16 protein-coding genes are annotated in these 12942 nt (G+C 71.9%); 11 read left to right on the top strand and 5 right to left on the bottom strand.

Annotated features, from left to right (window positions below):
• Positions 1-6: 6 nt before the first annotated feature.
• The 3 genes from GQF42_RS13260 to GQF42_RS13250 form a co-directional block, all read right to left on the bottom strand.
• A complete protein-coding gene (locus tag GQF42_RS13260; RefSeq protein WP_158919834.1) occupies positions 7-747 on the bottom strand; it encodes an LON peptidase substrate-binding domain-containing protein in 741 nt (246 codons plus the stop codon).
• Positions 748-758: 11 nt separating this feature from the next.
• Positions 759-1811: a hypothetical protein gene (locus tag GQF42_RS13255; protein WP_233273336.1), complete on the bottom strand. Its 1053-nt coding sequence runs from the start codon at positions 1809-1811 to the stop codon at positions 759-761.
• A 122-nt stretch (positions 1812-1933) separates the two neighbouring features.
• On the bottom strand, positions 1934-3511 hold the full coding sequence (locus tag GQF42_RS13250; RefSeq protein WP_158919832.1) for an oxidoreductase: 1578 nt from the start codon (positions 3509-3511) through the stop codon (positions 1934-1936).
• 181 nt (positions 3512-3692) lie between these two features.
• Between GQF42_RS13250 and hisD the strand changes: the two genes are divergently transcribed.
• The 10 genes from hisD (at position 3693) to GQF42_RS13205 (ending at position 11337) form a co-directional block, all read left to right on the top strand.
• Positions 3693-5018, top strand: coding sequence for a histidinol dehydrogenase (gene hisD, locus GQF42_RS13245; protein ID WP_158919831.1), 1326 nt, complete (start codon positions 3693-3695; stop codon positions 5016-5018).
• Positions 5015-6121, top strand: coding sequence for a histidinol-phosphate transaminase (locus GQF42_RS13240; protein WP_158919830.1), 1107 nt, complete (start codon positions 5015-5017; stop codon positions 6119-6121). The genes hisD and GQF42_RS13240 overlap by 4 nt, the downstream gene beginning before the upstream one ends.
• Positions 6118-6720, top strand: coding sequence for an imidazoleglycerol-phosphate dehydratase HisB (gene hisB, locus GQF42_RS13235; protein ID WP_158919829.1), 603 nt, complete (start codon positions 6118-6120; stop codon positions 6718-6720). The genes GQF42_RS13240 and hisB overlap by 4 nt, the downstream gene beginning before the upstream one ends.
• A gap of 3 nt (positions 6721-6723) precedes the next feature.
• Positions 6724-6888 carry a hypothetical protein gene (locus GQF42_RS44915; RefSeq protein WP_167549311.1) on the top strand — a complete coding sequence of 55 codons (165 nt, stop codon included), beginning with the start codon at positions 6724-6726 and terminating at the stop codon, positions 6886-6888.
• Positions 6879-7529 (top strand): imidazole glycerol phosphate synthase subunit HisH, encoded by a 651-nt coding sequence (gene hisH / locus GQF42_RS13230; RefSeq protein ID WP_158919828.1) that lies wholly within the window; start codon positions 6879-6881, stop codon positions 7527-7529. Before GQF42_RS44915 ends, hisH begins: the two co-directional genes overlap by 10 nt.
• Positions 7530-7532: 3 nt before the next feature.
• Positions 7533-8258: a bifunctional 1-(5-phosphoribosyl)-5-((5-phosphoribosylamino)methylideneamino)imidazole-4-carboxamide isomerase/phosphoribosylanthranilate isomerase PriA gene (gene priA, locus GQF42_RS13225; RefSeq protein ID WP_158919827.1), complete on the top strand. Its 726-nt coding sequence runs from the start codon at positions 7533-7535 to the stop codon at positions 8256-8258.
• Complete coding sequence (locus GQF42_RS13220; protein WP_071375445.1) at positions 8255-8650, top strand: RidA family protein; 396 nt, start codon at positions 8255-8257, stop codon at positions 8648-8650. The genes priA and GQF42_RS13220 overlap by 4 nt, the downstream gene beginning before the upstream one ends.
• 6 nt (positions 8651-8656) lie before the next feature.
• Entirely contained in the window at positions 8657-9412 is a 756-nt protein-coding gene (hisF, locus tag GQF42_RS13215; protein WP_158919826.1) for an imidazole glycerol phosphate synthase subunit HisF, read from the top strand.
• A gap of 83 nt (positions 9413-9495) precedes the next feature.
• The gene (locus GQF42_RS13210) at positions 9496-10083 is read left to right on the top strand and encodes an ArsR/SmtB family transcription factor (RefSeq protein WP_158919825.1); all 588 of its coding nucleotides are present in this window, start codon (positions 9496-9498) and stop codon (positions 10081-10083) included.
• A gap of 15 nt (positions 10084-10098) precedes the next feature.
• On the top strand, positions 10099-11337 hold the full coding sequence (locus GQF42_RS13205; RefSeq protein ID WP_158919824.1) for an MFS transporter: 1239 nt from the start codon (positions 10099-10101) through the stop codon (positions 11335-11337).
• 3 nt (positions 11338-11340) lie between these two features.
• Here the strand turns inward: GQF42_RS13205 and GQF42_RS13200 are convergent, their stop codons facing one another.
• The gene (locus GQF42_RS13200) at positions 11341-11739 is read right to left on the bottom strand and encodes a VOC family protein (RefSeq protein WP_158919823.1); all 399 of its coding nucleotides are present in this window, start codon (positions 11737-11739) and stop codon (positions 11341-11343) included.
• 19 nt (positions 11740-11758) lie between these two features.
• Complete coding sequence (locus GQF42_RS13195) at positions 11759-12394, bottom strand: TIGR03085 family metal-binding protein (protein ID WP_158919822.1); 636 nt, start codon at positions 12392-12394, stop codon at positions 11759-11761.
• 139 nt (positions 12395-12533) lie between these two features.
• Between GQF42_RS13195 and hisI the strand changes: the two genes are divergently transcribed.
• Positions 12534-12935, top strand: coding sequence for a phosphoribosyl-AMP cyclohydrolase (gene hisI / locus GQF42_RS13190; RefSeq protein ID WP_158919821.1), 402 nt, complete (start codon positions 12534-12536; stop codon positions 12933-12935).
• The last annotated feature ends 7 nt before the right edge of the window (positions 12936-12942 follow it).

Below are 12942 nucleotides of genomic sequence, written 5' to 3'. Positions count from 1 at the left end.
GCTTCCTCAGTTCAGACTCGTCGGCGTCCGCGTCAGCTCGAACGCGGGCAGCGACGGCAGGCTACGGATGATGGCCGTCTCGGCGCGAAGGAGTTTCAGCTCGTCACGCAGGCGCGAGGCGGTATCCGGTGCCTGCAGCAGCCGCTGCTTGGTCGGCGTGTCGTGCACCATCGCGGCGGCCACCAGATACGACACCACGCTCGGGTCGTCCGGCAGCTCGGCGCCCGAGGACAGCGAGCGCTCGCGTGCGCCGGCCAGGCGTTTCTGGTACTGCCGGAAGGAGCGCAGCACCCCTTCGGCCAGCGCGCCCGCCTCGTCGCCCGGTTCCTCCGGCAGCTCCTCCAGCTCCCCGGTGAGGAAGGGACCCGACGCGTCCACGGACAGCAGCCGCACCCGGCTCGTCCCCGTCGCCAGCACCTCGAAGGTGCCGTCGGCCCGCTCGCGGATCGTCGCCGCGTCCGCCACACAGCCCACCCCGTGGAAGGCCTTGAGCGGATCCGGGCCGAAGCCGGCCGCCGGCCCCCGCTCGGGCTGTGCCGTGGGATCCGGCATGCCGGGGGCGCTCGGCGCCACCTCGTAGCCGTCGCGGATCGCCACGACGGCGAACCGGCGCGGCTCGTCCTCGGGAGTCTTGAGCAACTCGCGCATCATGGCGCGATAGCGCTCCTCGAAGACGTTCAGCGGCAGCACGAGCCCCGGGAACAGCACGGTGTTCAGCGGGAACAGCGGGAGACGGACGGTGGTCACGGCGCCCCAGCCTAGTGGGCGCCGGGGCGAACGTGTCCGCCGTGCCCGCCGAGCGAGACCGGGGACCCGGTCGCGGACCCCGCGGGCAGGGGTCGAGGACCGGGGGACAGCAGGTGTTCGCGCAGCCGCAGGAAGTGGCCGAGCGGGTCGTCGGAGAACCGGTCCCAGGGGAAGGACGTGACGTACGGGCCGATCAGGCCGAGCTGGGCGCGGGCGTCCTCCCAGCGCTCCAGGCGCACGAGGACGTACAGCAGCTTGTTGCGGATCCCGGCGGACCAGGGGTCGGCCGCCGGTTGACGGGCGGACAGCGCGAGGGCCCGGTCCGCGGCGGCATCCAGCCGGGCGCGCGGCACCTCGGGGCCGCAGCCGTCGGTCAGGTAGCCGAAGGCCGCGCGAGCGGGCAGTGCCTGCACGAACGAGTCGGCCGGCGCGTCCTGGGCGGCCCGGTCGGCGAAGTCGAGGCACTCGCGGTGCGCCCCGTGCCAGGAGGCAGCCAGGTAGCGCAGGGCGGCCACATGGCAGCCGTGGTGGTGCGGGGCACGCCGTACGGCCGCCTCCCACAGCTCCTCGACATAGCGGTGCCCGGCCACGGAGCCGCGCGCGTGGTCCAACGCGATCCGCCAGGGCACCGGATCGCGGTCGTCGGCGCGGGCGGCGGCGGTGATCAGCGGGCTCACCTCGCGCAGCAGCTCGGCGCGGGCCGGCGAGGGCCAGGCGCGGTCCACCGCCAGCTGAGCCCCGACCAGCAGCGCGCCGGGGTCCTGAGGCGCGGTCGTGCGCCAGGCCTCGAACCATTCGGGGCGCGAGCGGGCGAAGGCGGCCAGATGCCGTACGTACCGGTCATGGTTCTCCCAGGCGGCCACGGCGCGGGTGGCGGCCAGCAGGGTGGCCGCCGTTTCGTACTCGCCCCGGGCGGCGGCGACCAGTGCGGGGGAGAGGCGGTCGTCGGGCGCGTCGAGCACGGCCTCGTCCCCGGCCGCGGGCAGGCCGGCCGGGCGCGCGGAGCGTTTGGTCATCCGGGCCCAGCGGATGAACGAAGGCAGCGGAGCCATGGTGTCGACCATTGAAAGACCGCAGGTCGGGGGCGCGCCAGAGGGTTGGGGCAAGTCGGGAAAAGTTGTACGGCGCGCGGTCAAGGAGGAGTAAAGGTGACGACGCGGTCGCCGTCCCGTACGTGCACTCGGATTCAGTTCCGCCGCAGCAGCCGCGTCGCTCCCGCCGCCACCGTCGTCGCGAGTATCCAGCCGAGCAGGATCATCGCGCTCTCCAGCCACTCCCAGCCGCCGTGCAGATGCCACTCGGAGACCTGGCCCAGGTCGATCACCGGCAGCAGCAGGTCCAGGGTGAACAGGGCCGGGCTCCAGTACGGATGCTCGTCGTGGTTCGCCGGCGGATGGTCGGCGTGCGCGAAGGCCAGCGTGCCCGCCGCCCACAGCACCGCCATCCACACCGCGGCCCGGCCCGGCCGGTAGCCGTAGGCGACCGTCCAGTCCTGGATGTAGCCCAGGGCCTTCGCGGCGAGCGGCAGCGTCTCGCGGCGCCGGCGCTGCTTGGCGAGCAGCACCTCGCGCGCGTCCTCGTCCTCGCCGGCCGCGCGCAGCACGGTCGCCAGCCGCTCGTACGGCTCCGGGGCGTACTCCGCGGTGGCCGCCGCCACCCAGTCCAGGCGCTGGGTCAGCGGGAAGGGGCCCTGCGGCACCAGGTTCTCGTAGGCGAACCCGGCCATGTGCAGATTGCCGGCCTCCGGCCAGGCGCCCGCGCGGTCCACCAGGTTGACGATCCGCGCGCCGGACAGCACGACCTTGCCGCGGCGCGGCCTGTCCCCGAGGAAGCGCAGCTCGGGCGAGTGCACCCGGCGCAGCGACAGCTCCTGGTCGTCGGCGAAGGCGAACCGCGCCCGCTCCAGGTCGACCGCGTCCCCGAACCGCCCGTCGTCCAGCCGTATCCCGCCGCGGCACTCGAAGCGCTGGATCCGCGTCCCGCGCGCGGGTGTCGTACCGCTCAGCAGCGGGCTGCCCACGCCGGCCGGGGTCAGATACAGGGTGCGCTCGACGGTCAGCTGGGGGGCGTTCAGGGCGAGTCGGCCGTAGGCGTTGGACAGCCTCGCGCCCCGCAGGCTGAGCGACACGCCGACCTTGGCGCTGCGCAGGCTCAGCTCGCCGTGCGACTCCAGCATCTCCGCCTGGAGGTCCTGGCCGACGCTCAGGCCGTCCGCCGCGATCGAGCGGCCGCTGCGGTCGCGGTACACGATCGCCTGGTTGAGCAGCAGGTCGGTGCCGATGTGCGCGTCGGTCAGCCGGATCCCGTTCTGGAAGCGGCAGCGCAGCAGATGCAGGTCGCCCTCGGTGTGCACACGGGCCGCCTCCAGCCGCGGGACCGCGCAGCCCACCAGGCGCAGGGTCGTGAACCGGGCCTCCGGCAGCAGCACCTCGCCGTCGAAGCGGCAGTCGCGCAGCTCCACGTAGGGCGTGACCGTGCCGCCCGCCAGGTCCAGCGAGCCGGTGATCCGGACGCCGACGAGCTTGAGGGAGGACACCCGGCCCGCGAGCGCGGGCGGTCCGTCCAGCAGCAGCCAGCACACGATCCGCGCCCGCACGGTCCGCTCGGGCCCCCAGGGATGCCCGCCGTGTGGATCGTCCACCACGGCGTCCCCGCTGCTCAGGTCGTACACGCTGCCGTTGCGGAAGGCCTGCCACATGCCCGCCTCGGCCGCCGTCAGCTCCTCCGGCACGTCGCCGGCACGGAAGCCGGCCTCCTCGGTCACCGTTGTTCCTTCTCCCTCCACCGTTCCGTTTCATTCAGGGCTTTTCGTACAACCGTTCATGCCCGCTGAGTGACTGCCGGAACACTAGAGGTGAAGGTGATCTTCCGAGTTCGGCCACGTTCTGTATCAGCCATTGATACGCGCGCACGCTGCCGGACCCCGGTCTGAGAGAATTGAGTCCGTGATCTCCCGAATCGATCTGCGCGGCGACGCCCTTCCCGAGGGCCCGGCCCTGCGCGACCTGCTGCCCCGAGCCGACTTCGACGTTCAGGCCGCCCTGGAGAAGGTGCGTCCGATCTGCGAGGCCGTGCATCATCGCGGCGACGCGGCGCTGATCGACTTCGCCGAGAAGTTCGACGGAGTACGGCTGGAATCCGTCCGTGTGCCGGCCCAGGCGCTCACCGACGCGCTGGCCGCCCTCGACCCGGCCGTGCGCGCCGCTCTGGAGGAGTCCATCCGCCGCGCCCGCCTGGTCCACCGCGAGCAGCGCCGCAGCACGCACACCACCCAGGTGGTGCCCGGCGGCTCGGTGACCGAGAAGTGGGTGCCGGTCGAGCGCGTCGGTCTGTACGCGCCCGGCGGCCGCTCGGTGTACCCGTCCTCCGTGGTCATGAACGTCGTGCCGGCCCAGGAGGCCGGGGTCGAGTCCATCGCGCTCGCCTCGCCGCCGCAGAAGGAGTTCGGCGGCCTGCCGCACCCCACGATCCTCGCCGCGTGCGCCCTGCTCGGCGTGGACGAGGTCTACGCCGCGGGCGGCGCCACCGCCGTCGCGATGTTCGCGTACGGCACCGAGTCCTGCGCCCCGGCCAACATGGTCACCGGCCCCGGCAACATCTGGGTCGCCGCCGCCAAGCGCTTCTTCACCGGCAAGATCGGCATCGACGCCGAGGCCGGCCCGACCGAGATCGCGATCCTCGCCGACGACAGCGCCGACCCGGTGCACGTGGCCGCGGACCTGATCAGCCAGGCCGAGCACGACCCGCTGGCCGCCGCCGTTCTCGTCACCGACTCCGTCGAACTGGCGGACGCGGTGGACAAGGAGCTTCAGCCGCAGGTCGCGGCCACCAAGCACGTCGAGGACCGGATCGTGCCCGCGCTGGAGGGCAGGCAGTCCGCGATCGTCCTCGTGGACGGCCTCGAGGAGGGTCTGCGCGTGGTCGACGCCTACGGCGCCGAACACCTGGAGATCCAGACGGCCGACGCCGCCGCGGTGGCCGACCGCGTGAAGAACGCGGGCGCGATCTTCATCGGTCCCTGGGCCCCGGTCTCGCTCGGCGACTACGCGGCCGGCTCCAACCACGTCCTGCCCACCGGCGGCTGCGCCTGCCACTCCTCGGGCCTGTCCGTCCAGTCCTTCCTGCGCGGCATCCACATCGTGGACTACACGCAGGACGCGCTGGCCGAGGTCGCGCACCACGTGGTGACGCTGGCGGAGGCGGAGGACCTGCCGGCGCACGGCGCGGCGATCAAGGCTCGTTTCGGTTGGAAGGTGCCCGAGAGCAAGTGACCAGGATCGACGATCTTCCCGTACGGGACGAGCTGCGCGGCAAGTCCCCCTACGGCGCGCCCCAGTTGGACGTCCCCGTACGGCTGAACACGAACGAGAACCCCTATCCGCTGCCCGAGCCGCTGGTCGAGCGGATCGCGGAGCGGGTCCGGGAGGCCGCCCGCGACCTGAACCGCTACCCGGACCGGGACGCGGTCCAGCTGCGCACCGAGCTGGCCGCGTACCTGACGAAGACGGGCAGGCACCCCCTCGGCATCGAGAACGTGTGGGCCGCCAACGGCTCCAACGAGGTCATCCAGCAGCTGCTGCAGACCTTCGGCGGACCGGGCCGTACGGCGGTCGGCTTCGAGCCGTCGTACTCGATGCACGCGCTCATCGCGCGCGGGACGGGCACCGGCTGGATCTCCGGTCCGCGGGGCGAGGACTTCACGATCGACCTCGCCGCCGCCGAGCGGGCGATCGCCGAGCACCGGCCGGACGTCGTCTTCGTCACCACCCCCAACAACCCCACCGGCAACGCGGTTCCGCCCGAGACCGTCCTCGCGCTGTACGAGGCGGCCCAGGCGGCCAAGCCGTCGATGGTGATCGTGGACGAGGCCTACATCGAGTTCAGCCACGGCGACTCGCTGCTGCCGCTGCTCGAAGGCCGTCCGCACCTGGTGATCTCCCGCACGATGTCGAAGGCGTTCGGCGCGGCGGGCCTGCGCCTCGGCTACCTCGCCGCCGACCCGGCGGTGGTGGACGCCGTCCAGCTCGTGCGGCTGCCGTACCACCTGTCGGCGATCACCCAGGCGACCGCCCTGGCCGCTCTGGAGCACACCGACACCCTGCTGAAGTACGTCGAGCAGCTGAAGGCGGAGCGGGACCGGCTGGTCACCGAGCTGCGCGCGATCGGCTACGACGTCATCGAGTCCGACGCGAACTTCGTCCAGTTCGGCCGGTTCCCGGACTCCCACGAGGCCTGGCGCAGGATCCTCGACCGGGGCGTCCTGGTCCGGGACAACGGCGTGCCGGGGTGGCTGCGGGTGTCCGCCGGAACCCCCGAAGAGAACGACGCGTTCCTCGACGCGGTACGTGAAGTCAAGAAGGAGCTTGAGGCATGAGCCGCGATCTGCGCGTCGGAAGAGTCGAACGGACCACCAAGGAGACGTCGGTCCTGGTCGAGATCGACCTCGACGGCACCGGGAAGACCGACATCGCCACCGGCGTCGGCTTCTACGACCACATGCTCGACCAGCTCGGCCGGCACGGTCTGTTCGACCTGACCGTGAAGACCGACGGCGACCTGCACATCGACTCCCACCACACCATCGAGGACACCGCCCTCGCGCTCGGCGCCGCCTTCAAGCAGGCCCTCGGCGACAAGGTGGGGATCTATCGGTTCGGCAACTGCACGGTCCCGCTGGACGAGTCCCTCGCCCAGGTCACCGTCGACCTCTCCGGCCGCCCGTACCTCGTGCACACCGAGCCCGAGAACATGGCGCCGATGATCGGCGAGTACGACACCACGATGACCCGGCACATCCTGGAGTCCTTCGTTGCGCAGGCGCAGATCGCGCTGCACGTGCACGTGCCGTACGGGCGCAACGCGCACCACATCGTGGAGTGCCAGTTCAAGGCGCTGGCCCGGGCGCTGCGTTACGCCTCCGAGCGCGACCCGCGTGCGGCCGGCATCCTCCCGTCCACGAAGGGTGCTCTCTGAGTCATGAACGGGCTGTCCACCATTCTGATCGTCGTCGGCCTCTTCCTGGTCGGCGGAATCGTCTCCTTCGTCAAGCAGAAGATGCCCACCAGCCTGATCGTGCTGCTCTCGATCGGCGCGGCCATGTGCCTCGTCGCGGGCGTCATGCGGCTGGAGGTGTGGAATTGACCGCTGCGCAGAAGAAGGTCGTCGTCTTCGACTACGGCTTCGGCAACGTCCGTTCCGCCGAGCGTGCTCTCGCGCGCGTGGGCGCCGATGTCGAGATCACGCGTGACTTCGACAAGGCCATGAACGCCGACGGTCTGCTCGTGCCGGGCGTCGGCGCCTTCGCCGCCTGTATGCAGGGACTGCGTGCCGCCCGCGGTGACTGGGTGGTCGACCGTCGGCTGTCCGGCGGACGGCCGGTCATGGGCATCTGCGTCGGTATGCAGATCCTGTTCGCGCGCGGCATCGAGCACGGCGTGGAGGCCGAGGGCCTTGACGAGTGGCCCGGCACGGTCGCGCCGCTGCAGGCCGAGGTCGTGCCCCACATGGGCTGGAACACCGTCGACGCCCCGGCCGACTCCCGGCTGTTCGCGGGCCTCGACGCCGACGCCCGCTTCTACTTCGTGCACTCCTACGCCGTCCACGACTGGACCCTTGAGGCGCACAACCCGGTGATCGAGGCCCCCAAGGTCACCTGGTCGACGCACGGCAAGCCGTTCGTGGCCGCGGTGGAGAACGGCGCCCTGTGGGCCACCCAGTTCCACCCCGAGAAGTCCGGCGACGCCGGCGCCCAGCTCCTCACCAACTGGATCGGAACCCTGTAGACCATGGCCAAGCTCGAACTCCTCCCCGCCGTCGACGTCCGCGACGGTCAGGCCGTCCGCCTCGTGCACGGCGAGTCCGGCTCGGAGACCTCGTACGGCTCCCCGCTCGAGGCCGCCCTCGCCTGGCAGCGCTCCGGCGCCGAGTGGCTGCACCTGGTCGACCTGGACGCCGCGTTCGGCACCGGTGACAACCGCGAGCTGATCGCCGAGGTCGCCGGGGCGATGGACATCAAGGTGGAGCTGTCCGGCGGTATCCGCGACGACGCCTCGCTGGCCGCCGCCCTGGCCACCGGCTGCACCCGGGTGAACCTCGGCACGGCAGCCCTGGAGACCCCGGAGTGGGTCGCCAGGGTCATCGCCGAGCACGGCGACAAGATCGCCGTGGGTCTGGACGTGCGCGGCACGACCCTGCGTGGCCGCGGCTGGACCCGCGACGGCGGCGACCTCTACGAGACGCTGGAGCGCCTCGACAAGGAGGGCTGCGCCCGCTACGTCGTCACCGACATCGCCAAGGACGGCACGCTGCAGGGCCCGAACCTGGAGCTGCTGAAGAACGTGTGCGCGGCGACGGACCGTCCGGTCGTGGCCTCCGGCGGCGTGTCGTCCCTGGACGACCTGCGGGCCATCGCCGAGCTGGTACCCCTCGGTGTCGAGGGCTCCATCGTCGGGAAGGCCCTGTACGCGAAGGCGTTCACCCTGGAAGAGGCCTTGGAGGCTGTGTCGTCATGACGTCCGATGCCGTGCGGCGGGTGCAGAGCGGGAGTCCCTGGGAAGAGAGTTTCGGCTTCGCGCGCGCCGTCGCGGCGGGGGACCGGGTGTCCGTCGGCGGTACCACGTCCTTCAAGGGCACGGTGCTGTACGGCGAGGGCGACCCGTACGAGCAGACCAAGGTCGCCTTCGGCAACGCCCTCGAAGCGCTCAAGGAGTTCGGGCTCGGCATCGAGTCCGTGATCCGTACCCGTATGTACCTGAGCCATGTGCGCGACGTCGACGAGGCGGGCCGGGCCCACAAGGAGCTGTTCGACTCCGTGCGCCCGGCGACGACCCTTCTCGTGGTCGAGGGCTTCGTCGACCCGCGCATCCTGGTCGAAGTAGAACTCGAAGCATTCAGAGGAGCCTGAGCAGTCATGACCCTGGCGGTCCGAGTCATCCCCTGCCTGGACGTGGACAACGGCCGGGTCGTCAAGGGCGTGAACTTCCAGAACCTGCGCGACGCGGGCGACCCCGTCGAGATGGCCAAGGTGTACGACGCCGAGGGCGCCGACGAGCTGACGTTCCTGGACATCACCGCGTCCTCCGGCAACCGGGAGACCACGTACGACGTGGTGCGCCGCACCGCCGAGCAGGTGTTCATCCCGCTGACCGTGGGCGGCGGAGTCCGTACGGCCGAGGACGTGGACAGGCTGCTGCGGGCGGGCGCCGACAAGGTGGGCGTGAACACCGCGGCGATCGCCCGCCCGGAGCTGATCCGGGAGATCGCGGAGCGCTTCGGCAGGCAGGTGCTGGTCCTGTCGGTGGACGCCCGCCGCAGCGAGTCGGGGTCGTTCGAGGTGACCACCCACGGCGGCCGCCGTGGCACGGGCATCGACGCGGTGGAGTGGGCGCACCGGGCGGCGGAGCTGGGCGCGGGCGAGATCCTGCTCAACTCCATGGACGCCGACGGCACCAAGGACGGCTACGACCTGGAGATGATCGCCGCCGTCCGCAAGCACGTCACCGTCCCGGTGATCGCCTCGGGCGGCGCCGGCAAGCTGGCCCACTTCCCGCCGGCCGTCACGGCGGGCGCGGACGCGGTCCTGGCCGCGTCGGTGTTCCACTTCGGCGATCTGCGGATCGGCGAGGTGAAGCAGACGCTGCGGGAGGCGGGGCACCCGGTGCGCTGACGCCGCGCCGGGCTTCCCGGACACGAAAGGGAAGTTGCGCAAAATCTGTTGTGCAACTTTTCTTTCGTATCTAGGCTCCGGGCATGGCTCGTGACGAGAAACGCCGCATCACGGACGTGGGCACCCTGAAGGCGCTCGCGCATCCCCTGCGGATGAAGCTCTACCGTCTGCTGTTCGTCGCCGAGGCGGCCACCGCCTCGCACCTGGCCGAACAGGTCGACGAGGCCGTCTCACTGGTCAGTTACCACCTGCGCAAGCTCGCCGAGCACGGTCTGGTCGAGGAGGCCGAACCGCGCAGCGCGGACGGCCGCGAGCGCTGGTGGCAGCCGTCCTCCGAGGGCGTCTCCATCCGCGACGAGGACTTCCAGGACGCACCGGAGAAGGTGGCGGCGCATCTCGCGGCCTCACGGATGTTCCTGGAACAGCGCACCGAGATGTACCTGCGGTACCTCGACGAGCGGGCCCACTGGGGCCCTGGGTGGAGCGAGGCCGCCCACGACTCCGAGACGCTGCTCAGGCTGACCGCCGAGGAGCTGGCGGAGCTGAAGAAGGACCTGCACGACCTGCTCACACGCTACGACGAGCAGGGGCGCGCCCGTGAGGCCGCCGGCGACACCGAGGGGCGCGAGCACGTCGCGCTGCACGTGTACGGCTTCCCGTTCCGCGTCTGAGAGGACCCTCCCGCCGTGACTGCCACGCTCATACCGCCGGCCACCGTGCAGGCCGCCCATCGCAACCCCGACGTCCTGCGCTGGCTCGCCGCCTACACCTCCTCGATGCTCGGGGACAGCGTCTACTACCTCGCCCTGTCCTGGGCCGCCGTCCAGGCCGGAACGCCCGCGCAGGCCGGGCTCGTGATGTCGGCGAGCGCACTGCCCCGGGCCGTGCTCATGCTCGGCGGGGGAGTGATCGCCGACCGGTTCGGGCCGCGCCGGGTCGTCATCGCCAGCGACGCCGTGCGCTGCGCGGCCGTCCTCGCCGTGGCCGCCCTGCTGTTCCTCACCAGCCCCGGGCTGTGGCCGCTCGCCCTGCTGGCACTGGTCTTCGGCACGGTCGACGCCGTCTTCGTGCCCGCCGTCGGCGCCCTTCCGGCCCGCCTCACCGAGACAAGCCAGCTCGCCCGCGTCCAGGGCATGCGCGGCCTCGCCATCCGCTTCTCCAGCGTGGTCGGTGCCCCGCTCGGCGGGCTCGGGGTGGCGGTGGGCGGAGCCCCGGCCGCTTTCGCCCTCGCCGGTCTGCTCATCGCCGTATCGGTACCGCTGCTGGTCTTCGTACGGGTGCGGGACCTGCCGGCACCGGACGGCGCCGGGAACTCCACCGCCTGGCGCGATCTCGGGTCCGGGTTGCGCTACATCCGCCGGCACCGCGTCCTCGCCCCGCTGATGCTGGCCATCGCCCTCGGCGACCTGGGCTTCGTCGGCCCGCTGAACGTCGGCCTGACCCTGCTCGCCGACCGGCGCGGCTGGGGCGCCTCCGGCATGGGCTGGGTGCTCGCCGGGTTCGGCGTCGGCGCGGGATCGGCCGCACTGCTGCTGGCCGTGCGCGGGCGGCTGCCGCGCGCCGGACTCGTCACCGGGTGCGCGTGCACCGTGGGTGCCGTGGCCGTCGGGGCTCTCGCCTACGCCCCCACCCTCGCGGCGGCCGTCGGCACGGCCCTGGCGGTCGGCCTGCTCACCGGGCTCAGCGGAGCGATGTGCGCAGCGCTGCTGCAGACCCAGACCGAGCCCGCCTACCTGGGGCGGGTCACCGCCGTCTCCAGCCTGGTCAGCCTCGGCCTGACCCCGCTCAGCATGCCGTTCCTGGCCGCCGCGATCGGGGCCTGGGGACTTCGTCCCGTCTACGTGGTCAGCGCCGCCGTCTGTGCACTCGGCGGGGTCGTCGCCCTGGTCGTACCGGCCCTGCGCACCGCCGAACTGCCCCGCTGAGCATCACTCCTTCGGCTGGACCAGCTGCACCAGGTTGCCGCAGGTGTCGTCGAACACCGCCGCGAGGACCGGCCCCTGCCGCTGCGGCGGATGCGTGAACCGGACGCCCACGCCGCGCAGGCGCGCGTACTCCGCCCGCAGGTCGTCCACGGAGAAGACGATGCACGGGATGCCCGCCTCGTACAGCGCGCTGCGGTACGACTCCGCGATCGGGCCCTGCCCGGGCTCCAGCAGCAGCTGCAGCTCCGGCTGGGCCCCGGCGGGCGCGCCGACCGTGACGAACAGGATGTCGTCGCCCAGGTCCATGTGGAGCCGCGTCTCGAAGCCGAGGACGTCCGTGTAGAAGGCGTGCGCCCGGGCCACGTCGTCCACGTACACACCGGTCATCGCGACCTTGATCACGGGGCGGCTCCCTGCGGGATCACAGTCCCAGCTGTTTGGACTCGTGCACCTTCGCGATGGCGTCCGCGTCACCCTCCAGGTCCACCCGGGCCGCGTTCTGCCGGCCGAACGCGAACATCAGCAGCTCCGAGGGCTCGCCGGTCACCGTCACCACCGGTGTGCCCCGGTGCGCCACCGCCGTCTGCCCGTCCGGGCGGCGTAGCACCAGCCCTGTCGGCACACCCCGGCCCATCAGCCGCGCGGTGCGCTCCAGCCGGGACCACAGGGCGTCCTGGAAGACCGGGTCCAGCTCGCGCCGGCTCCAGTCCGGCTGGGCACGGCGGACGTCCTCGGTGTGCACGTAGAACTCGACGACGTTGGCCGCCTCGTCGACCTGCTTGAGCTGGAAGGGCGAGAAGCGCGGCGGGCCGGTGCGGATCAGCTGGATCAGCTCCTCGTACGGCTTCGCCGCGTACTCGGCCATCACCTTCTCCAGGCGCGGCGCGAGCGGCTTGATCAGCGTGCCCCCGGCCGCGTCCGGTCGGCGCTCGCGCACGATCACATGCGCGGCCAGGTCCCGGGTCCGCCAGCCCTCGCAGAGGGTCTCGGCGTCCGGGCCGACGGTTTCCAGCAGGTCCGCGAGCAGCAGCCGTTCACGCTTGGCGAAGGTCGACATGGAAATCAGCCTACGGCCAGTCAGAAAGTCCGCCCACCCGTCGCCCGGCCACCGCCCCTCGACCAGGCGCCGCGCGCCGAAGTGTTCACCGGGCGGACGCGCCCCCGCGCTGTCGGTGCCGCGCGGCACAATGGCACTCATGACCAGCACGACCGGAACGCCCCGGCCCAGCAGCCTCGCCCCGGAGATCGCCGCGCGCCTCAAGCGCAGCCCCGACGGACTCGTCCCCGCCATCGCCCAGCAGTACGACACCGGAGAGGTGCTCATGCTCGGCTGGATGGACGACGAGGCACTGCATCGCACGCTGACCACCGGCCGTTGCACGTACTGGTCGCGCAGCCGCCAGGAGTACTGGGTCAAGGGCGACACCTCGGGCCACTTCCAGTGGGTGAAGTCGGTCGCGCTCGACTGCGACGCCGACACCCTGCTGGTCAGGGTCGACCAGGTCGGCGCCGCCTGCCACACCGGCGCGCGGACCTGCTTCGACGAGGACGTGCTCCTCGAGGACGCCGGTTCCGGCACCCCCGGCGCGGGTCAGTAAGGTCGGC

The sequence above is a fragment of the Streptomyces broussonetiae genome (assembly GCF_009796285.1).
Taxonomy (GTDB): Bacteria; Actinomycetota; Actinomycetes; order Streptomycetales; family Streptomycetaceae; genus Streptomyces; species Streptomyces broussonetiae.
This window is presented reverse-complemented; position numbering and strand designations above follow the sequence as displayed.

Excerpts from the sequence above, each read along its gene's own strand:
- hisB (WP_158919829.1), top strand. The coding sequence starts at position 6,118 with ATGAGCCGCGATCTGCGCGTCGGAAGAGTCGAACGGACCACCAAGGAG.
- GQF42_RS13210 (WP_158919825.1), top strand. The coding sequence starts at position 9,496 with ATGGCTCGTGACGAGAAACGCCGCATCACGGACGTGGGCACCCTGAAG.
- GQF42_RS13255 (WP_233273336.1), bottom strand. The coding sequence starts at position 1,811 with ATGGTCGACACCATGGCTCCGCTGCCTTCGTTCATCCGCTGGGCCCGG.
- GQF42_RS44915 (WP_167549311.1), top strand. The coding sequence starts at position 6,724 with ATGAACGGGCTGTCCACCATTCTGATCGTCGTCGGCCTCTTCCTGGTC.
- hisF (WP_158919826.1), top strand. The coding sequence starts at position 8,657 with ATGACCCTGGCGGTCCGAGTCATCCCCTGCCTGGACGTGGACAACGGC.
- GQF42_RS13220 (WP_071375445.1), top strand. The coding sequence starts at position 8,255 with ATGACGTCCGATGCCGTGCGGCGGGTGCAGAGCGGGAGTCCCTGGGAA.
- hisI (WP_158919821.1), top strand. The coding sequence starts at position 12,534 with ATGACCAGCACGACCGGAACGCCCCGGCCCAGCAGCCTCGCCCCGGAG.
- GQF42_RS13195 (WP_158919822.1), bottom strand. The coding sequence starts at position 12,394 with ATGTCGACCTTCGCCAAGCGTGAACGGCTGCTGCTCGCGGACCTGCTG.
- priA (WP_158919827.1), top strand. The coding sequence starts at position 7,533 with ATGGCCAAGCTCGAACTCCTCCCCGCCGTCGACGTCCGCGACGGTCAG.